The organism is Roseiflexus castenholzii DSM 13941 (genome assembly GCF_000017805.1).
Lineage (GTDB): Bacteria > Chloroflexota > Chloroflexia > Chloroflexales > Roseiflexaceae > Roseiflexus > Roseiflexus castenholzii.
Genome location: NC_009767.1, coordinates 1,853,840 through 1,872,849 on the forward strand (window position 1 = coordinate 1,853,840; position 19,010 = coordinate 1,872,849).

Consider the following 19,010-nt stretch of genomic DNA (forward strand, 5'->3'; position numbering starts at 1 on the left):
GAACCTATGCACTTCACAACCATTGACGAGTTACAGCAAGCGCTCGCCGCACACCACTACATTGCCGACCGTCCATTGACAACCGCAATTTTTCTGGCGCTCAAACTCCAAAAACCGCTGCTGCTGGAAGGGGAAGCGGGGGTTGGCAAGACCGAGATCGCCAAAACGCTGGCGCGGATGCAAGACCGCCACCTGATTCGCCTTCAGTGCTACGAAGGTCTCGACGTCAACACGACGATCTATGAGTGGAACTATACCCGGCAGATGGTGCAGATCCGCCTGATAGAGGCGCTTGGCGCCGCCGATGCCCATGCTGCGCTCAATGAAATCTTCAGCCCTGAGTTTCTGATCAAGCGCCCGTTGCTCCAGGCTATCGAAGAGAGTTGGGAACGGCCGCCGGTGCTGCTGATCGATGAGATCGACCGCGCTGATGAAGAGTTCGAGGCATTTCTGCTCGAATTGCTCTCCGACTGGCAGATCAGCATCCCGGAGATTGGAACGATCCGCGCCAGTCAACCGCCGACGGTCGTTATCACCAGCAACCGCACCCGCGAGATTCACGATGCGCTGAAGCGGCGCTGTCTCTTTTACTGGATCGATTATCCGTCGCTTGATAAAGAACTTCAGATCGTCAATGCCAAAGTGCCCGGCGCATCGGAGCGGCTGTCGCGTCAAGTAGTGGCGTTCGTCCATGAACTGCGCAAACTCGATCTCTTCAAGCTTCCCGGCGTCGCCGAGACGCTCGATTGGACGACAGCGCTCACGGCGCTCGATGCGCGTGAACTGACCGCCGATCTCGTTGAGGATACGCTCGGCGCCATTCTGAAGTACCAGGACGACATTGCGCAGGTGCGCGGGCAGGGGGTGCGCTCGCTGTTGGAGAAGGTGGGCATGTAGGAGATCGCTCAACCCTACTATGGACGAATTTGAAACGCTCGTTCCCCACGGTAACCTGATGACGCACGTGGTTGCGTTTGCGCACCTGTTGCGTAACACCGGCATCAAGGTGAGCGTCGAGCAGACGATTGATCTGGTGCGGGCGCTGGAACACGTCCCTATCATGTCGCGCAACGATTTCCGCGCTGCTGCGCGCTGTACGTTGGTCTGCCGGCGGGAGGACCTGCCGGTGTTCGATGCCGCCTTTGATTTTTACTGGCGCACGCAGTCGGGTTTCGACCCGCTGATGCTGGCGATCCCGGTAGTCAAAACGCCGCCAAAGCCGCTGCGTCTGCCGCGGCGTCCGCGTGGCCAGGGCGATGGTCACAAGGAGCCGGATCGTCACGAAGAACAGCAGGAGGAGAAGGTCGGGTTCACCCTGACGTTCACTGCTGCCGAAACGCTGCGGACCAAAGACTTTGGCAACTTTACATACGAAGAAGTGCAGGCGTGCAAAGAGTTGCTGCGCACGCTCGAATGGCGTATCGAGCCGCGCCGCACGCGCCGCCGCCGTTCGGCGAACCGCCCTGGCGTGATCGATATGCGCCGTCTCCTGCGCCGAAACCTGCGGTATGGCGGTGAGCCGATCGAACTGACCTTCCGCGAACCGCGCTATCGCCAGCGTCCCCTGGTTGTGCTGTGCGACATCAGTGGCTCGATGGATCGCTATAGCCGCATTCTGCTCCAGTTCGTCCACACGATCTCGAATGGTCTGCGCGATGTCGAGGCGTTTGTGTTCGGCACGCGCCTGACGCGCATTACACGCCTGTTGCGCGAACGCGATATCGATGAAGCAATCGCCGCCGTCAGTAAACAGGTCGTCGATTGGTCGGGCGGGACGCGCATCGGCGATGCGGTGCGCCACTTCAACTACTCCTGGTCGCGGCGGGTGCTTGGGCGTGGACCGGTGGTGCTGCTGATCAGCGATGGCTGGGACCGTGGCGATCCGCAGGTGCTCGCGCGCGAAATGGCACGGTTGCAACGCTCCTGCTATCGCCTGATCTGGCTGAACCCGCTGCTCGGTAATCCGCGCTATCAGCCGCTAACCCAGGGGATGCAGGCGGCGCTTCCCTTCATCGACGACTTCCTGCCGGTGCATAACCTGATCAGCCTCGAACAACTCGGCGCAAAACTTGCGATGCTCGGCGCGCGCCGACCGGAGCGCCGCCAGAACGCCGGTGGGAGAGTGATCGCACAAGTGTAGCGTTCGGGCAAGCCCTTCGATTACATTGCCCGCTTTCGGGGACGAGGACGCCAGTACTGTCGTCGCAGCGCCTCGCCTCAACATCCCCCCGCTCCTGAAAAACACGACACGAGAGAGAAGAGTGAGAGATGAAGATGGGAAGGTTCTCAGTTCTCGGCTCTCAGTTCTTGCACGTAAAAGTTGGTATATAATACGCAAATCATCGTCCAGACTCCCCATAAGAAAGGATGTGCGCTATGAAACGCGTGCTCGGATGGCTGATCGTCATTCCGCTCCTGCTGGCTGCGTGTGGTCAACCGGCAGCCCAGACGGGGCAACCGGTGGAAGTGACCCGCATCGTCGAAGTGACTCGCGTTGTCGAAGTGACGCCGGTTGGCGGCGGCGCGCCTGCACAACCGGCAGCGACTCCCGCGCCTGCTCCGGCGTCTGCCGCTCCTGCTGGTTTCGGTGAGACGCTCAAGGCGATTCAGGCGCGCGGCAAACTGATCTGCGGCGTCAACAGCCAGGTTCCCGGTTTTGGGTTCGTCGATCCGACAGGCGCTTTCAGCGGTTTCGATATCGATTACTGCAAGGCGCTGGCAGCAGCCATTTTCAATGATGTCAGCAAGATCGAATATCGTCCACTGACTGCGGAGCAGCGCTTTGCCGCCTTGCAGAGCGGCGAGATCGATGTGCTCATCCGCAACACGACCTGGACGCTCACCCGTGATACCGACAACGGCGGCAATTTCGTCGCCACGACGTTCTACGACGGTCAGGGTATTATGGTCCCGAAAGCCTCGAATATTACGAAGCTCGAAGACTTGAACGGCGCGACGATCTGTGTGCAGAAGGGCACGACGACCGAGTTGAACCTGGCGGACCAGATGAACGCGCGTAACCTGGCGTATACCCCCGCAACGTTCGAGGACGCCAACAGCACCTTCGCCGCCTACGCCGAGGAGCGTTGCGATGCCGTGACGACCGATAAGTCCGGTCTCGTGTCGCGCCGCTCAGTGCTGCCCAACCCCGATGATCACGTCATCCTCGATGTGACGCTGTCGAAGGAGCCGCTTGGTCCGATGGTGCGCCAGGGCGACGACCAGTGGTTCGACATTGTGCAGTGGGCGGTATTTGCCACGTTTGCCGCTGAAGAGTTCGGTATCACATCGCAAAATGTGGATCAACTCAAAGAAACCGATACCCGTCCCGAAGTTCGGCGCTTGCTTGGCGCTGATCCAAATGTGGACCTCGGTGCGAAGCTGGGCTTGAGTAAGGATTGGGCTGCCAATGTCATCAAAGCGGTCGGCAATTATGGCGAGATCTACGACCGCAATCTCGGCCCGAATACGAAGACTGCCATTCCACGTGGCATCAACAATCTTTACACTCAGGGCGGATTGCTCTACGCGCCGCCGTTCCGGTAAACCGCTCAGGAGTGAGACCTCGCAGACCATGTGAGTCTGCAAGGTCTCATTGATGTGGATAAGAACCTGTCCGAATAATCGCAGGAGCAGTGTCATTGCGAGCGAAGCGAAGCAATCTCATTGGATTGCGCGCGAATACGGGTTAGAATACGAAGGAGCAGTGTCATTGCGAGCGAAGCAATCTCCTCTCTCGTAGGGATTGCTCCAGAGCCTGCCCGAAAATTGACGGTCGGGCGTCACGACGAGCGCAGCAGCGCAAGATCTTTTTCAAACAGGATACCCCTGGCGCTGGTGCGCCTCGCAATGACGGCAATACAGGGTTATTTCGGATAGTCCCAGGTGTCAGCCATGGAAGCGCCTCCGCGCCCAACATCGCCGCTGCGATTGAGCCGCGCCTTCTGGCGCGATGAACGGTTCATCCAGATCGCCATCCAGATCCTTTTTCTGGCGCTGGTGATCTGGGTTGGTTCCGTGGCGCTGCGCAATATGTTGACGTCGCTCCGTCAGCAGGGGCTGGCGCTGGGATTCGATTTTCTCAATAGCGGCGCAGGGTTCGACATCAGCGATGCGCTGATTGCGTATAGCAGCAGCGATACCTTTGCGCGCGCGCTCCAGGTCGGGTTACTTAACACGGTTGTGGTCAGCCTGCTGGGTATTGTGCTGGCTACGCTGCTGGGTATTGTGGTGGGTGTTGCGCGCCTCTCAAGCAACTGGCTCGTCAATCGTATGGCGTGGGTGTTTGTGGAGATCATGCGCAATGTGCCGCTGTTGGTGCTGCTCGTCTTTATCTACACCGCCTTCTTTCTGAAACTGCCCCGCGCCCGTCAGGCGGTGAATATCGGTCCCGTCTATCTGAGCAATCGCGGGGTGGCTGTTCCCTGGGGCGAACCAACCGATACGTGGTCCCTCTATATGTCCGTTCTGGTCGGTGCGCTGATTGCGGGTGCGCTGGTCGGGTTTGCCATGCACCGGTGGCAGGAACAGAGCGGTCGCCCGCGTCCGTTGGTCTGGTTCTCGTTGCTGACCATAGCGGTGATTGCGATGGTTGGATGGGTCGCGTTGCCGCAACCGCCGTTGATCCTCTCGTACCCGGAAATTGCCGGGTTCAACTTTCAAGGCGGGCGGGTGTTGTCGCCGGAATTTATGGCGCTGCTGATCGGTCTTGTTCTTTATACGGCAGGATTCATCGGCGAAGTGGTGCGCGCCGGTATTCAGGCTGTGCCCAAAGGTCAGGTCGAGGCGGCGCGCGCGCTGGGACTTACACCGTCACGCACGCTGCGGTTGGTTGTCTTTCCGCAGGCGCTGCGCCTGATCATTCCGCCGATTACCAACCAGTACCTGAACCTGACCAAGAACTCGACACTGGCGGTCGCTATCGGGTATCCCGATCTGTTTGCGGTCTCCGGCACGATTATCAATCAGACCGGGCGCGCCGTTGAGATGATCGCTGTGGTGATGGCGGTCTACCTGATCTTAAGCCTGCTGACATCGCTGATCATGAACTGGTACAACCGTCGTGTCCGTCTGGTGGAGCGTTGACGATGAGCGCCAGGACGCCAACCGTTTCAAAATCCGCCGAGGCGCTGCCGCCGCCAACCGAACGATACAGCGTCGTTCGCTGGATGCACAAGAACCTGTTCAGCACCTGGTACAATACGCTGCTCACAATCATAATGCTGGCGCTGACGGCGTTTCTTGTGCGCGGCATACTGGAGTGGGCGCTCACACAGGCGCGCTGGGAGGTCATTAGCGCCAACCTGCGCCTGTTTCTGGTCGGGCAGTACCCGGTGACAGCGCTCTGGCGCATCTGGGCATGCGTGGCGTTGCTGGCATTCCTGATCGGCATGTCGTGGGGCATTTGGGGCAGGACGCAGCGCGGTGGAGCGATAGCGTTCGGTGCGTTGCCCTTCATTCTGGCGATCACGACCTCTGATGAGACATCGCGTGTCGCGCTGCTGATCACCGGCATCGCGGGCGTCGTCGGGTATACGCTGAGTTGGCGCTGGAGCGGCGCGTTGCGGCGGGTCAGTATCATTGGCTGGATTCTCTACTTCCCCATCCTCTTTGTGCTGGTCAGCGGGTTTGGCGCTGCTGATAGCGTCCTACCGCCTGTGCCGACCAACCTTTGGGGCGGGTTGCTGCTCACGCTGCTGCTGACGGTCGTTGGGATTGTGCTCTCTTTCCCGCTCGGCGTTCTACTGGCGTTGGGGCGGCAGTCGAAATTGCCGGTGATTCACTGGCTCTGCGTCATCTACATCGAACTGATCCGCGGTGTGCCGTTCATCAGTGTGCTGTTCATGGCGCAACTGATGCTCCCGTTGTTCCTGCCGGGCGTGACGATTGATCGGGTGGTGCGCGCGATGGCAGGGGTGATTATTTTCAGCGCCGCCTACCTGGCCGAGAATGTGCGCGGCGGCTTGCAGTCGATCCCGCGTGGTCAGTATGAAGCGGCACGCGCATTGGGTTTGAGCGCCTGGAAGATGACGCTGCTGATCATCCTGCCGCAGGCGCTCAGAGCCGTGATCCCGATTCTCGTGGGGCAGTTCATCGCGTTGTTCAAGGACACCTCGCTGGTGGTGATCGTCGGTCTGCTTGATCTTATGGGCATTGCCAGAACCGTTCTGGCGCAGCCCGACTTTCTGGGATTACAGGCGGAAGTCTACACCTTCGTTGCATTCGTCTATGGCGTCTTCTGCTATCTGATGTCGGCGTTCAGCCAGCGATTGGAAGCACAACTGCACACAGGACGTTAATGCAGATATGAGCGCCAACACATCGTCAACCGCCGATCCGATCATCATTTGCCGCGATGTGCATAAGTGGTACGGCAATTACCACGCGCTGCGCGGCATCGATATGGACGTGCGCCGGGGTGAAGTCGTGGTCGTCTTTGGTCCTTCCGGCTCCGGCAAATCGACCTTCATCCGCACGATCAATCGGCTGGAGGAGCATCAGCGCGGTCAGATCACCGTGGATGGGATCGAACTGACCCACGATGTGCGCAACATTGAGCGCATCCGCATGGAAACCGGCATGGTCTTTCAGCAGTTCAACCTCTTTCCCCACCTCACCGTGATCGACAATATCACTCTGGCGCCGATATGGGTGCGCGGTTGGACGAAAGCGCAGGCGGAAGAGATTGCCATGCAACTGCTGAAGCGGGTTGGCATTCCTGAGCAGGCGCGCAAGTATCCGGGGCAGTTGAGCGGCGGTCAGCAGCAGCGTGTGGCGATTGCGCGCGCCCTGGCGATGCAACCGAAGATTATGCTCTTCGATGAGCCAACTTCGGCGCTCGACCCGGAGATGATCAAAGAAGTGCTCGATGTTATGATCGAGTTGGCGGAAAGTGGTATGACCATGATCGTTGTGACGCACGAAATGGGGTTTGCCCGCGCCGTCGCCGATACGATGTACTTCTTTGATCAGGGGCAGATTGTGGAAAGCGGTGCGCCAGAGCAGATTTTCGGCGATCCCCGCGAAGCGCGCACGAAGTTATTCCTCTCTCAGGTGCTATCCCATTAATCGTCTATCTACAGGGCAGAGACCGGTATCTCGCCTCTGGTTGGATCGCTCGTTCTTCACCATATACGGAAGGCGCAGGGGCGTTCGGAGATGGCCTAACGGGACGATGCGAATGCGCCGTTTGCCGATGATTGCTCGACCGCTGAGATTGCAGCCGATGGCAACGATGTGCAGAGGTGCAATCGTTGATCGCGGAGTTCGGCGCACGTGTGATGCGCCGTGGGGCTGAAACTGCCGTCGAGCGCCAGGAGAATGCCGGTTGCTGGATTGCGCAGGCGAACCAGTTCCCATAAATCCTGAACATCGGCGGAACCGATGAGTGAACGAGCCTGCGCCAGCACGAGAACGGTGCGCCCATTGCCATCGCTCAATGTCAGCAACCAGCGATTGCTGCGCAGTTGCTCGATGCCGGTTATACGATAACCAGCCTCACGCGCCATGCGCTCGAAATCGGGGGGTTTAGAGCGTTTGACCACGGGCGGACTCCTCTCAACGACGTAGCGCCGGGGACGACATCCGACCCCGAGCGAGCAATGCGCGCGCGGCAACGGTTTTCATAGCGTGACGGGAAGGGCGTTGCTTTTAGTATACCATACGTTGAAACCATCAACAAATAGTGAAAGGGGTGAGACGCAGGCATGAGTTGTCGGCAACCATAACGTTTCTGACCGCAGCGCGCCTGGACGTAAATGCCCGACGGTTGCGCGGCGGGCGCAGCGCGTTATCCCAATGACGATTGACGCTGCCGCATGCGTGTCATTCCGAGCGCAGCGCGGAATCTGAGCGGGTCGCGCACGACCCCTCGCGCTGATCGGGGTAACCATGCCGGATGTTCACAGGTATATTATCCCCCGCACCCGCGCCCAGAATGCATAAGAGGCGCTTGACCATTCTCCAGAATCAGGGCTACAATGCGTGCCATACAAAAACGTGCATCTAGAGCGCCTGGGAAGGAAGAATCGATGCTGACGCGCAATCGTTTCCCTCTGTATACGTGGGGAGTGCTGATCTACAATCTGCTGGTCATTCTATGGGGCGCCTTCGTTCGTGCAACGGGTTCCGGCGCGGGATGCGGCAGTCATTGGCCCCTCTGCAACGGCGAAGTCATTCCGCGCGCGCCAGCCGTCGAAACCATGGTCGAGTTCACCCATCGTCTGACGAGCGGTGTGGCGTTGCTCATGGTGGTCGGCATGCTGGTGTGGTCCTATCGCGCTTACCCGCGTGGTCACATAGTGCGGCGCGGTGCGCTGCTCTCGATGGTGTTCATCATCACCGAAGCGCTGCTAGGCGCCGGGTTGGTGCTGTTTGAATTAGTGGCGCACAATGCGTCGCTGACCCGTGCTGTTTCTATGGCGGCGCATTTGCTGAACACCTTCATTCTGCTTGCCTGCATCACCCTGACCGGTTGGTGGTCGTCGGGCGGTGAACCGATCCGCCTGCGCGGTCAGGGCGCCGTCGCCTCCTGGCTGATGACCGGTATGGTGGGGTTGATCCTGGTCGGAATGACCGGCGCAGTGATTGCGCTTGGCGACACGCTGTTCTTCGCTCACACCCGCGCGGGCGGGAGTGAAGAGGACCTTGCGCCGCTCGTTGCGGCAATCGTCTCGATCCGTATGATGCATCCCGCGCTGGCGATTGGCATCGGTGCATTTGTAGTGGTTGCCGCGTGGTATACGAGCACGGCGCGCCCTGGCGCCACCACGCGCTGGCTGGCGATTGCGCTGACGGCATTGTATGCCGTGCAACTTGTTGCCGGGTATGTCAACGTCGCGCTTCAGGCGCCGGTCTGGATGCAACTGGTGCATCTATTCCTGGCGGATGCGGTGTGGATTGCGCTCGTTCTGCTGGCGGCATCAGCGCTACGGGTGAGTGCGATCACCGCCGAGACACGTGCGGCGGCTTCGATGGTCGGGGCGAAAGGTTAGGGGTCGGGGTTAGAAAGTGAGAGATCGGCGGGCGACAGAGACGTTTGCAACCTCCCTGCCGCTCGCCGGTCTTCATTCCTCGCCTTTCCTCAAACGCCAGAGCAGAAACCCCATCAATCCGGCAGGACCTGCCATCAACGTTGCAAAGAGCGCGGGGATGCGCACCTGCCAGGGTGCGTTCAGACGGCGGCACTCACGGTAGATCCACGCGCCGCTGAAGAGATCGAGGGCGAGCATGTGCGCCCACGCCGCAGCAGCGCCTTCCGGCGAACTCATCCCCTTGCGAATTCCCTCAAGTGAGGTAAAATCTATTGCCGCGCCATCGCGCTGCCCGCGCCGTACTGCCAGCGCCAGTGCGACAATGTAGTTCAGCCCGGTGATGATAAACAGTGGTCCCGGACGGCTCATCCGCTCGGTGAGCGGATTCCCGGGGGCGAACATCATCGCCAGCCAGAGTGGCATTGGGAAAACATTGAGATACTGAAAGAACCGTTCCATTGTTCTCCTCCTCGAATAAGATGCGCGATGTCGCCATCATTGGCGTGCCGCTCGACCTTGGCGCCGGTCGGCGCGGCGTTGATATGGGTCCGAGTGCAATCCGGTATGCTGGGCTGCGCGAGCGGATTGTGGCGCTCGGTTGTCAGGTGCGCGATCTTGGCAATATCAGCGTTCCGCTGGCGGAACAGATCGAACCGCCAACGCCGGATGAACGGCTGCGCTACCTCCAACCCATCGCGCATGCCGTCCGCGACCTGGCGCAGCGCGTGCGCGACGTCGTCGCATCCGGCGCTCTGCCGCTCATGCTCGGCGGCGACCACAGTTTGTCGATTGGGTCGGTGGCAGGTGTGGCGCACAACCGACGCATTGGCGTGATCTGGCTCGATGCGCATGGCGACTATAATACACCAGAGACGACGCCCTCGGGGAATATTCATGGCATGGGGCTTGCGGCGCTTACCGGGCGCGGGCATCCTCTGCTGACCGATGTGCTCGGACAGATGCCGGCGGTGCATCCGGCGGATGTGGCGCTGGTGGGTGTGCGGAGCCTTGATGACGGCGAACGGGACGCGCTCCGCGCATCCGGGGTGCGCGTCTTTACGATGCACGACATCGACCGACGCGGGATGGCGTCGGTGATGGAAGAGGCGATCCTGCACGTCAGCGTCAATACGGCTGGATTTCACCTGAGTTTTGATCTCGATGCCCTCGATCCGAACGAAGCGCCAGGGGTCGGGACGCCGGTGCTCGGGGGCATGACGTATCGTGAGGCGCATCTGGCGATGGAACTGGTGGCGGCGTCCGGGCGTTTGATCGGGCTTGATCTGGTGGAAGTCAACCCTATTCTTGACGAGCGCAACACGACGGCGCTTCTGGCGGTCGAGTTTGCGCTCTCGGCGCTGGGGAAACGGATTTATTGAGCGGACTTTATGACATTTCTGTGCAAATAAGTATACTTTGATAAGTTGTGTGCCTTTTGTCTATTAAATGTAGAGAATCTGTGTGTCGGTTGAGATTTCTTCACTATTTTAACCGGGCATTTTTGAACGTGTTCGTAACCAGATGTGCTATTATTAACTAAGGTTGCAAGATGCTGTTCAGCTTTCTCGACAGCGTGTTCGGCGCACGTATGGGCGTCGTTGCGCTACCGCATCTCAAATCGCACTGCGAGAACTAGAGAGGGTGCAACCAGACGATCGCGCTCCTCCCGGAAAGCCGTGTCACGCATACCGTCGTTTATGGCGGCTTGCTCTGGTTGGTTCACACCATCCGGTCGTCCCTTCAACTATGGTCCGTGGCGACCGTATGCCGTGTGTACTACACGGGTTTTTCGACATGTCCGCTTCCTGGGGCGTTGGAGGTGTGGCGAGGTTCTGGCGGTTTCCGGCAAGCCGATGCGTTGGTTGAACGGCATCCCGCTGATACGCTTCCAGCTGTGAACAACCTGCTAGATGCTAGAAAGGCGCCCCATGGCCCAGGTATTCGATCGGAGAGCCAATACGCTCGCCAGGGTGAGTATTTTTGCCGGTATTCCGCTGGTGCTGGCGATTCTCGGCGGAGTCTGGTGGCTGTTCGGCTGGTCGGACTGGCACCGTGACGTGGGTGTCGAGATTCCACAGCCCGGCGGCGGGTTCAACCATCAACTGCACGTCGCGCTGGGAATGGATTGCCGCTACTGCCATACGGCGGTTGAGGTCTCGGCTCACGCGAACATTCCGCCAACCGAGACGTGTATGGGGTGTCACTCGCAGATCATCAGCCGCAGCGAAAAGGTCGCTTTCGTCTGGCAGAGTTGGGAAACCGGGACTTCTATTCAGTGGAATAAAGTTCACGACCTGCCCAAGTTCGTCTACTTCAACCATAGCATCCATGTTGCCAAGGGCGTTGGCTGTTCGACGTGCCACGGGCGCATCGATCAGATGCGCGTGGTGTACAAGACGCAGCCGCTGTTTATGTCGTGGTGTCTGGATTGCCACCGCAACCCGGAGAAGTATGTCCGCCCGCGTGAAGAAGTCTTCAATATGGCGTGGACACCGCCACCCAATCAACTGGAGGTTGGGCGACGCCTGGTGCAGGAATATGAAATTCGCTCGTCGTGGGAATTGACGAATTGCGCCATTTGCCACCGCTAGGAATTGAGCGTGACTATGAGCACCACTTCCCAGGATTTGAACGCGCTGCGCGCGCGTCTGGCACAAGCCGAAGGGCGAGAATTCTGGCGTAGCCTCGATGAGTTGGCTGATACGCCTGCGTTCAATGAACTGCTGAAGCGCGAATTTCCGCGCGGCGCCGCTGAATGGCGCGACCCGGCGAGCCGGCGCAATTTCCTCAAACTTATGGGCGCCTCGCTGGCGCTCGCCGGTCTGTCGGGGTGTCAGTTCGCGCTTAAGCAGCCACAGGAAAAGATCGTTCCTTATGTGCGTCAGCCGGAGGAGATTATCCACGGTAGACCCCTTTTCTTCGCTACTGCCGTCACATTCGCCGGCTTCGGCGTCGGTCTGCTTGTTGAAAGCCACGAGGGGCGCCCGACGAAAATCGAGGGAAACCCCGATCATCCGGCGTCACTCGGTTCGACCGACCTGATCACGCAGGCGATGATTCTGACGATGTACGACCCGGATCGCTCGCAGGCGCCGACCAACGCCGGACAGGAGACGACATGGGATGCCTTCGTCGCCGCTGCAACGGCTGCGATGCAGGCGCAGACGGCAAAACAGGGCGCCGGGTTGCGCGTCCTCTCCGGGTCGCTTACCTCGCCAACGCTGATTGCGCAAAAGCAACAATTGCTGACGCAGTTTCCGCAGGCGAAGTGGTATGAGTATGAACCGGTCGGGCGCGACAATGCCAATGCCGGCGCACGGCTGGCGTTTGGCGCGGATGTGCATACGATCTATCGCCTCGATACGGCGAAGGTGATCGTCGGGTTCGATGCCGATTTTACCGCCCCGTCGCCGACGGGGGTGCGCATGGCGCGCCAGCTTGCCGATGGCCGCCGCATTCGCAAAGGGACGAAAGAGGTCAATCGGTTGTACCTCGCCGAGAGCACGCCGTCGATCACCGGTCTGCTCGCCGATCATCGCCTGCCGGTGCGCTCGTCGCAGATTGAACATCTGGTGCGCGCGCTGGCGACCCTCGTCGGTGTGCCGAATGTGGCGGCCGGCGCTCCTCTGAGCGATACGGAGAAGAAATGGGTTGAGGCAGCGGCAAAGGACCTTCAGGCGAATCGCGGGGCGTGCGTGGTGCTGGTTGGCGAAAGTCAGCCGCCGGTCGTCCACGCGCTCGGTCACGCGATCAATGCGCAACTCGGCAATGTCGGCAGCACAGTGGTGTACACCGAGCCGGTTGAGGACGATCCATCTGGCGGTATTGCCGCCCTGAGCGCCTTGACGCAGGAAATGAACGCCGGGACGGTCGAGGTGTTGCTGATGATCGAGAGCAACCCGGTGTACAATGCGCCTGCCGACATTCCGTTTGCTGAGGCGCTGGCGAAAGTGCCGCTCAGCATGCACGTCGGTCTCTACCGTGATGAAACCGCGCAGCAGAGCGTTTGGCACATCAATGGCGCGCACTTCCTGGAAGCCTGGGGCGATGTGCGCGCTTTCGATGGGACGACGACGATTGTGCAACCGCTGATAGCTCCGCTGTACAACGGCAAGTCGGCAATCGAAGTGCTCAATGTGCTGCTCGGCAAGCCGCAGGAGACCGGTTATCAGACGCTGACCGCCTACTGGCAGACGCAGGATGCGAGCGGCAATTTCCGCGTCTTCTGGAATACGGCGTTGCACGATGGTGTGATTACTGCTACACAGGCGCGCAGTCGCCAGGTGACGCTCCAGCAGGGTTTTGCCGATGCTGCGCCGCCGGCGCCGACGCAGGGATTGGAAATTGTGTTTCGCCCCGATCCGTCGCTGTGGGACGGTGCGTTCGCCAATAATGCCTGGCTCCAGGAGACCCCTAAGCCGTATACCAAATTGACGTGGGATAATGTCGCGCTGATGAGCGTTCGCACCGCAAACGCGCTTGGGCTTAAGAATGGTGATGTGGTGCGGTTGACGTACCAGGGGCGCTCGGTGGATGCACCGGTTTGGGTGCAGCCGGGGCACGCCGACGATTCGGTGACGGTGCATTTCGGATTTGGGCGCACGGCTGCCGGAAGAGTTGGCAACAATGTTGGGTTCAACGCTTATCGCCTGCGCACCAGCGCAACGCCGTGGTTCGGTGTTGGGTTGGAGGTGGCGAAAGTCGGCGAGAACTATAAACTGGCAAGCACCCAGGGGCACTTCCTGATGGAAGGGCGCAAGAAGGACCTGGTGCGCTATGGCACGCTCGCCGAGTATGTCGAGGACGAGAAGTTCCTTCAGGTCGAAAAGGAAGAGCCAATCTCGCTGATCGGCGAGTATGAGTACAACGGCTATAAGTGGGGCATGTCGATCGACCTGAATGTGTGTAACTCGTGCAACGCCTGTGTGGTCGCATGCCAGTCGGAGAACAACATTCCGGTGGTCGGCAAAGACGAAGTCTGGCTTGGGCGCGAAATGCACTGGATCCGTATCGACCAGTATTACGTCGGTGATGAGCATACTCCGAACGTCTATAACATGGTGATGCTCTGCCAGCAGTGCGAGCACGCGCCGTGCGAAATTGTCTGCCCGGTCGCTGCGACCGTCCACGACGCGGAAGGGTTGAACAATATGGTGTATAACCGCTGCGTCGGCACCAAGTACTGCTCGAACAACTGCCCGTACAAAGTGCGTCGGTTCAATTTCCTTCAGTATCAGGACGTGCCATACCGTTCGCCGATCGACGCCTCGACCGAGAATGACAGCATCCCGGTGCTCAAAATGATGCGCAACCCGGATGTGACGGTGCGCGCGCGCGGTGTGATGGAAAAATGCACGTTCTGCGTCCAGCGCATCAATGAGGCGCGCATCCAGGCGCGCACAGAGAATCGACGCATCGCCGACGGCGAGATTATGACTGCGTGCCAGCAGGTGTGCCCGACGCAGGCAATTGTCTTCGGCGACCTGAACGATCCGCAGGCGCGGGTTGTGGACCTGAAGGAACAACCGCTGAAGTATACCTCGCTCGATAAACTGAACACCAAACCACGGGTCAGTTATCTGGCGAAGATCAAGAATCTGAACCCCGATCTCGCAGAGGAGAAAACGGCATAATCGCAGCGAATGGCCGATGGCGGGACAACGGAGCAATCCCGTTCTCTCGCCCCAGGATACACGGAGTAGCACATGGCTTCACAACCCGCGCAGAAATCGGCGTATGGCAAGATGCTCGAAGAACTCCTGGGACCGAAGCAGACGTATGAGTCGGTGACCCGGACCATCGGCGACATCGTGCTGACGCCGATCAGAAAGACTCCATGGGGCTGGCCGGTTGGTTTCGTCATCGCCGCCCTTGGATTGCTCATGTACCTCTTCTCGCTGGCGGTTCTCTTTACCGTCGGTGTTGGTGTGTGGGGCATCAACATCCCGGTCGCCTGGGGGTTCGATATTATCAACTTTGTGTGGTGGATCGGCATCGGGCATGCCGGAACGCTCATTTCTGCCATTCTGCTCCTCTTCCGGCAAGACTGGCGCACGTCGATCAACCGTGCCGCCGAGGCGATGACGATCTTCGCCGTGGCATGCGCCGGGATTTATCCGCTGGTGCATACCGGTCGCCCCTGGCTCGACTACTGGATGCTCCCCTACCCCGGTACGCTGGGGATGTGGCCGCAGTTCCGCAGCGCGCTCGAATGGGACGTTTTCGCTATCTCGACCTATGCGACCGTTTCGATCCTGTTCTGGTACCTTGGGCTGATCCCCGACCTGGCATCGCTGCGCGATCGGGCGACGAATATATGGGTGAAGCGCTTCTATGGCTTTCTGGCGCTTGGCTGGCGTGGCGGCGCGCGCGACTGGAACCGCTATGAGGTGGCCTCGCTCATCCTTGCCGGTCTTTCGACGCCGCTGGTGCTCTCGGTGCACAGTATCATCAGTCTCGACTTTGCGATTTCGCAGTTGCCCGGCTGGCACGTGACGGTCTTCCCGCCGTACTTCGTGGCCGGCGCTGTTTACTGCGGCTTTGCCATGGTGATCCTGCTGCTGGTTCCGCTGCGCCGGTGGTACAAACTCCACGATTTGATCACGATCAAGCACTTCGATCTGATGGGCAAGGTGATGCTGGCATCGGGTCTCGTGGTGGCATACGGCTATTTCGCCGAGATATTCTACGCCTGGTATAGCGCGAATATCTATGAATATTTCCTCATTACGAACCGCACGATGGGACCTTACGCCTGGAGTTACTGGGCGTTGATCGTGCTCAATGTCGCTATTCCACAGTTGCTGTGGTTCAAGCGTTTCCGTGTCAGCCTGCCATGGTTGTTCTTTATCTCGATCTGCATCAATATCGGCATGTGGTTCGAGCGGTGGGTGATCATCGTGCTCAGCCTGCACCGTGATTTTCTCCCGTCGTCGTGGGGGTACTACACGCCAAGCGTGTGGGATATCTCGCTGTATGCCGGGTCCTTCGGTTGGTTCTTCTTCCTGTTCTTCCTGTTCATTCGGTTGCTGCCGGCGATCTCGATCTTCGAGGTGCGCGACCTGGTGCATAAGACGGAAACCGAAAAAGCGCTGGCACACGGCAGCGCCGGACATCACTAGGGGAGGCGTTGTGATGTTGAAGCGGAATGCACGACAGCCAAAGGCGCTGAAGGTCTCGACCGGGCCGACCCTGTACGGGTTGATGGCTGAGTTCGATGACGCCGAGGCGCTGCTGGCAGCGGCGGAGAAGACACGCGACGCCGGGTATAAGCAGTTCGAGGCGTATACGCCGATGCCTATCCACGGGTTGGACGAAGCCGTCGGGTATCGTGGGACGCGCCTTCCATGGGTGATCTTTGGTGCGGGGTTGTTGGGGGCATCGGGTATGTTTGCTTTGCAGACCTGGATCAACCTCGTGGAGTATCCGCTGAATATTGGCGGCCGGCCGTTGTTTAGCTGGCCTGCGTTTATCCCGGCAACGTTCGAGGGCATGGTGTTGCTGTCGGCATTTGCTGCCGTCTTTGGAATGATCGCTGCATGCGGTCTGCCGCGACCATACCATCCGGTGTTCAATGCGCCGAATTTTGAGCGGGCGTCGGTTGATCGCTTCTTCCTGTGCATCGAAGCAGCCGACCCCAAGTTCGAACTGAAGCAGACGCGCCAGTTCCTGGAGAGCCTGGGTCCGCTGGCGGTCTCGACCGTAGATAACTAGGGGAGCGACAATGCTGAACCTGCGACAACGCCGCCGTCCAGGCTCGCTGATCGGACGGATTGTTCGGGCAGGGTGGCTGATGGCTGTTGTGTTGCTCATGACCGCCTGCCATCTTGAGATGTACGACCAGGCGAAATATAAGCCGCAGCAGGCGAGCGAGATTTTTGCCGACGGCGCTTCGGCGCGTCCGCTGGTGGAACATACGGTGGCGCGTGGTCGGTTGCGGATCGATGCAACCAGTACCGGGCGGGTCGATGGCGATCCGAATGGCGCGTATGTCACAACGATTCCGATCCGGATCACGCCGGAGTTGCTGGAACGCGGCGCACAACGTTACCGCATCTATTGCGCGGTGTGTCATGGCGTTAACGGCAACGGTCGCGGTCAGGTCGGTCTGCTGCTCAATCCGCGCCCGCCGTCGTTCTATGACCAGCGCCTGCTCGATATGCCCGATGGCGAGTACTATGATGTGCTGGTCAACGGCAGGAGAACCATGTATCCCTATGGGTATCGCGTCCAGAGCATCAGTGATCGCTGGGCGATTGTGGCGCATATCCGCGAGTTGCAGAAGAACCCGCCGCCGCAGAATTAGGGGTGAAGAGTCAGGAATTGGAGAGCGGAAGAACCGGGCGCTTTGCGCCTGGGGTGGGATCCGAAAGCGAGATCGAGAGGATTCGCTCGTCCGAAAGGGATGACTATGATCGCACAAGAGCCTGCTGCGCTTCGTCCGGCGCTGGGGCGCCTTCAGCAAGTGGCGCTGATCGTTGGGGGCGTTGCGATGCTGCTGGCAGTGGCCGGGGCATTTCTGGGAGCAGCGCAGTTCTTCCATTCGTACATCTTTGCGTATTTCTTCTGGATGGCGCTGTCGCTCGGCGGACTGCTGGTGCTGATGATCAACCATCTGACGCAAGGGGTTTGGGGGTTGATGCTGCGGCGCCTGCTGGAGGCGGCGGCGCTCACCCTGCCGCTGATGGCGATCCTGTTCTTGCCGATTGCGGCGGAGACGTTGATGGGGACGCACTATCTCTTCCCCTGGACGAACCCGGAAGTCGTGGCAAACGATGAGGTGGTGGCGTTGAAAACGCCCTATCTCAATGTGCCCTTTTTCCTGGCGCGCGCAGTGATCTATTTTGTGCTATTCATCGGGATGGCATACCTGCTGCGGCAGTGGTCGCTCGAGGAAGACGCAAAAGGGTTCAGTGACGATCTGCGCGGTCGCTTCCAGCGCCTGAGCGGTCCTGGTATTGTTGTGCTGGTGATGGCGTGGACGTTTGCCGCGACCGACTGGGGAATGTCGCTGGAACCGGAATGGTTCTCCTCAATGTATCCGGTGACTTACATTGCCAGCATGCTGATTCTGACCTTCGGTGGCGGCATTATTGCGCTGGCTGTGCTCAAGTCGCGCAATTTGCTGCCGTTCGGTATTCCTGTTGATCGACTGCACGACCTGGGGAAGTTCCTGTTCGCGTTTGTGGCGGTTTGGGCGTATGTCAATTTCTCCGAGTACCTGATCATCTGGTCGGGGAATGTGCCGGAGTTGACGCCATGGCACGGGCATCGCTCGGCAGGCGGATGGGAGATTCTGGGCATCGTAATGATCTTCGGGCATTTTCTGCTGCCGTTCATGCTGCTGTTGAGCCGCTTTGCCAAGCGTCGGCTGGCGAATCTGACGGCGATTGCAATCTATCTGTACCTTATCGAGATCGTCTGGTATTTCTGGAAGATCATGCCCGCGTTCCATCCCGATGGGTTCCATATCCACTGGCTCGATCTGGTGACGCTCATTGCGATCGGCGGGTTGTGGCTGGGGGTGTTCGCCTGGAACTTGCAACGTGCGCCGTTGCTCGCGCCGAACGATTATCGCGTGCCGCTGCTGCGTCGCCAGGAGGCCAGCGGTCACGGCCATGGGCATCACGGCAAGGCGACTGCGGAACATCATTAAACTTGCGTTGAATAACCGTTGAATGACAAGAGGCACCCCGCTAGGGGCGCCTCTTGTTCTGATATGCATCAGCCATCGTTGCGGGCGCAAGCCCTTCCTGAGGACGGGGAGTCTTTGTGCGGCGGGCTGAAGCCCTCCCTGAGGAGGGGGAAGCCCCTGCGGGGCTGATCGCTCGTGGCGGGTTGGGGGTCGGGGTGCGGAGCGGGTCGCCCCGCAGAGGCTTGCAGGACCTCAGCCAGGGCTTCAGCCCGCAGCGCTGGCGGCGGACGGTCGGGCTGAAGCCCTCCCTGAGGAGGGGGAAGCCCCTGCGGGGCTGATCGCTC

At 59.6% G+C, this 19,010-nt stretch carries 17 protein-coding genes; 15 read left to right on the forward strand and 2 right to left on the reverse strand.

Annotated elements, in window-relative coordinates:
• The first annotated feature begins 6 nt into the window (after positions 1-6).
• The 6 genes from RCAS_RS07425 to RCAS_RS07450 all read left to right on the forward strand — a co-directional run bounded on the left by RCAS_RS07425 (position 7) and on the right by RCAS_RS07450 (position 7,068).
• Complete coding sequence (locus RCAS_RS07425; protein WP_012119975.1) at positions 7-897, forward strand: AAA family ATPase; 891 nt, start codon at positions 7-9, stop codon at positions 895-897.
• A 19-nt stretch (positions 898-916) separates the two neighbouring features.
• Complete coding sequence (locus tag RCAS_RS07430) at positions 917-2,140, forward strand: vWA domain-containing protein (protein WP_012119976.1); 1,224 nt, start codon at positions 917-919, stop codon at positions 2,138-2,140.
• 236 nt (positions 2,141-2,376) lie between these two features.
• Positions 2,377-3,546: an amino acid ABC transporter substrate-binding protein gene (locus tag RCAS_RS07435; RefSeq protein ID WP_012119977.1), complete on the forward strand. Its 1,170-nt coding sequence runs from the start codon at positions 2,377-2,379 to the stop codon at positions 3,544-3,546.
• A gap of 348 nt (positions 3,547-3,894) precedes the next feature.
• On the forward strand, positions 3,895-5,085 hold the full coding sequence (locus RCAS_RS07440; RefSeq protein WP_012119978.1) for an amino acid ABC transporter permease: 1,191 nt from the start codon (positions 3,895-3,897) through the stop codon (positions 5,083-5,085).
• A gap of 2 nt (positions 5,086-5,087) precedes the next feature.
• Complete coding sequence (locus RCAS_RS07445) at positions 5,088-6,299, forward strand: amino acid ABC transporter permease (RefSeq protein ID WP_012119979.1); 1,212 nt, start codon at positions 5,088-5,090, stop codon at positions 6,297-6,299.
• Between the two features lie 7 nt (positions 6,300-6,306).
• Positions 6,307-7,068, forward strand: a complete 762-nt coding sequence (locus RCAS_RS07450; RefSeq protein WP_012119980.1) for an amino acid ABC transporter ATP-binding protein — start codon at positions 6,307-6,309, stop codon at positions 7,066-7,068.
• Between the two features lie 95 nt (positions 7,069-7,163).
• On the opposite strand, the gene RCAS_RS07455 is transcribed toward RCAS_RS07450, so the two are convergent.
• Positions 7,164-7,544 carry a hypothetical protein gene (locus tag RCAS_RS07455; RefSeq protein ID WP_012119981.1) on the reverse strand — a complete coding sequence of 127 codons (381 nt, stop codon included), beginning with the start codon at positions 7,542-7,544 and terminating at the stop codon, positions 7,164-7,166.
• A 486-nt stretch (positions 7,545-8,030) separates the two neighbouring features.
• On the opposite strand from RCAS_RS07455, the gene RCAS_RS07460 reads away from it, so the two are divergent.
• Positions 8,031-8,993 carry a COX15/CtaA family protein gene (locus RCAS_RS07460; RefSeq protein WP_041330380.1) on the forward strand — a complete coding sequence of 321 codons (963 nt, stop codon included), beginning with the start codon at positions 8,031-8,033 and terminating at the stop codon, positions 8,991-8,993.
• A gap of 72 nt (positions 8,994-9,065) precedes the next feature.
• On the opposite strand, the gene RCAS_RS07465 is transcribed toward RCAS_RS07460, so the two are convergent.
• On the reverse strand, positions 9,066-9,491 hold the full coding sequence (locus RCAS_RS07465; protein ID WP_012119983.1) for an ABA4-like family protein: 426 nt from the start codon (positions 9,489-9,491) through the stop codon (positions 9,066-9,068).
• 20 nt (positions 9,492-9,511) lie between these two features.
• Here RCAS_RS07465 and rocF point away from each other — a divergent pair, with 20 nt between their 5' ends.
• The 8 genes from rocF (at position 9,512) to RCAS_RS07500 (ending at position 18,687) form a co-directional block, all read left to right on the forward strand.
• A complete protein-coding gene (gene rocF, locus RCAS_RS07470) occupies positions 9,512-10,411 on the forward strand; it encodes an arginase (protein WP_012119984.1) in 900 nt (299 codons plus the stop codon).
• 297 nt (positions 10,412-10,708) lie between these two features.
• Positions 10,709-10,930, forward strand: a complete 222-nt coding sequence (locus RCAS_RS25020) for a hypothetical protein (RefSeq protein WP_157042585.1) — start codon at positions 10,709-10,711, stop codon at positions 10,928-10,930.
• Between the two features lie 30 nt (positions 10,931-10,960).
• Positions 10,961-11,623, forward strand: coding sequence for a cytochrome c3 family protein (locus RCAS_RS07475; RefSeq protein WP_041330382.1), 663 nt, complete (start codon positions 10,961-10,963; stop codon positions 11,621-11,623).
• Positions 11,624-11,638: 15 nt separating this feature from the next.
• On the forward strand, positions 11,639-14,665 hold the full coding sequence (locus tag RCAS_RS07480; protein WP_041330384.1) for a TAT-variant-translocated molybdopterin oxidoreductase: 3,027 nt from the start codon (positions 11,639-11,641) through the stop codon (positions 14,663-14,665).
• Between the two features lie 72 nt (positions 14,666-14,737).
• Positions 14,738-16,153, forward strand: coding sequence for an NrfD/PsrC family molybdoenzyme membrane anchor subunit (gene nrfD, locus RCAS_RS07485; protein WP_012119987.1), 1,416 nt, complete (start codon positions 14,738-14,740; stop codon positions 16,151-16,153).
• A 13-nt stretch (positions 16,154-16,166) separates the two neighbouring features.
• A complete protein-coding gene (locus RCAS_RS07490) occupies positions 16,167-16,745 on the forward strand; it encodes a DUF3341 domain-containing protein (RefSeq protein WP_012119988.1) in 579 nt (192 codons plus the stop codon).
• A gap of 10 nt (positions 16,746-16,755) precedes the next feature.
• Complete coding sequence (locus tag RCAS_RS07495; RefSeq protein ID WP_012119989.1) at positions 16,756-17,337, forward strand: c-type cytochrome; 582 nt, start codon at positions 16,756-16,758, stop codon at positions 17,335-17,337.
• Between the two features lie 105 nt (positions 17,338-17,442).
• Complete coding sequence (locus RCAS_RS07500) at positions 17,443-18,687, forward strand: hypothetical protein (protein WP_012119990.1); 1,245 nt, start codon at positions 17,443-17,445, stop codon at positions 18,685-18,687.
• Positions 18,688-19,010 lie beyond the last annotated feature (323 nt).

Excerpts from the sequence above, each read along its gene's own strand:
- RCAS_RS07495 (WP_012119989.1), top strand. The coding sequence starts at position 16,756 with ATGCTGAACCTGCGACAACGCCGCCGTCCAGGCTCGCTGATCGGACGG.
- RCAS_RS07490 (WP_012119988.1), top strand. The coding sequence starts at position 16,167 with ATGTTGAAGCGGAATGCACGACAGCCAAAGGCGCTGAAGGTCTCGACC.
- RCAS_RS07440 (WP_012119978.1), top strand. The coding sequence starts at position 3,895 with ATGGAAGCGCCTCCGCGCCCAACATCGCCGCTGCGATTGAGCCGCGCC.
- RCAS_RS07465 (WP_012119983.1), bottom strand. The coding sequence starts at position 9,491 with ATGGAACGGTTCTTTCAGTATCTCAATGTTTTCCCAATGCCACTCTGG.
- RCAS_RS07480 (WP_041330384.1), top strand. The coding sequence starts at position 11,639 with ATGAGCACCACTTCCCAGGATTTGAACGCGCTGCGCGCGCGTCTGGCA.
- rocF (WP_012119984.1), top strand. The coding sequence starts at position 9,512 with ATGCGCGATGTCGCCATCATTGGCGTGCCGCTCGACCTTGGCGCCGGT.
- RCAS_RS07450 (WP_012119980.1), top strand. The coding sequence starts at position 6,307 with ATGAGCGCCAACACATCGTCAACCGCCGATCCGATCATCATTTGCCGC.
- RCAS_RS07475 (WP_041330382.1), top strand. The coding sequence starts at position 10,961 with ATGGCCCAGGTATTCGATCGGAGAGCCAATACGCTCGCCAGGGTGAGT.
- RCAS_RS07430 (WP_012119976.1), top strand. The coding sequence starts at position 917 with ATGGACGAATTTGAAACGCTCGTTCCCCACGGTAACCTGATGACGCAC.
- RCAS_RS07460 (WP_041330380.1), top strand. The coding sequence starts at position 8,031 with ATGCTGACGCGCAATCGTTTCCCTCTGTATACGTGGGGAGTGCTGATC.
- RCAS_RS07445 (WP_012119979.1), top strand. The coding sequence starts at position 5,088 with ATGAGCGCCAGGACGCCAACCGTTTCAAAATCCGCCGAGGCGCTGCCG.
- RCAS_RS07500 (WP_012119990.1), top strand. The coding sequence starts at position 17,443 with ATGATCGCACAAGAGCCTGCTGCGCTTCGTCCGGCGCTGGGGCGCCTT.
- RCAS_RS07435 (WP_012119977.1), top strand. The coding sequence starts at position 2,377 with ATGAAACGCGTGCTCGGATGGCTGATCGTCATTCCGCTCCTGCTGGCT.
- nrfD (WP_012119987.1), top strand. The coding sequence starts at position 14,738 with ATGGCTTCACAACCCGCGCAGAAATCGGCGTATGGCAAGATGCTCGAA.
- RCAS_RS07425 (WP_012119975.1), top strand. The coding sequence starts at position 7 with ATGCACTTCACAACCATTGACGAGTTACAGCAAGCGCTCGCCGCACAC.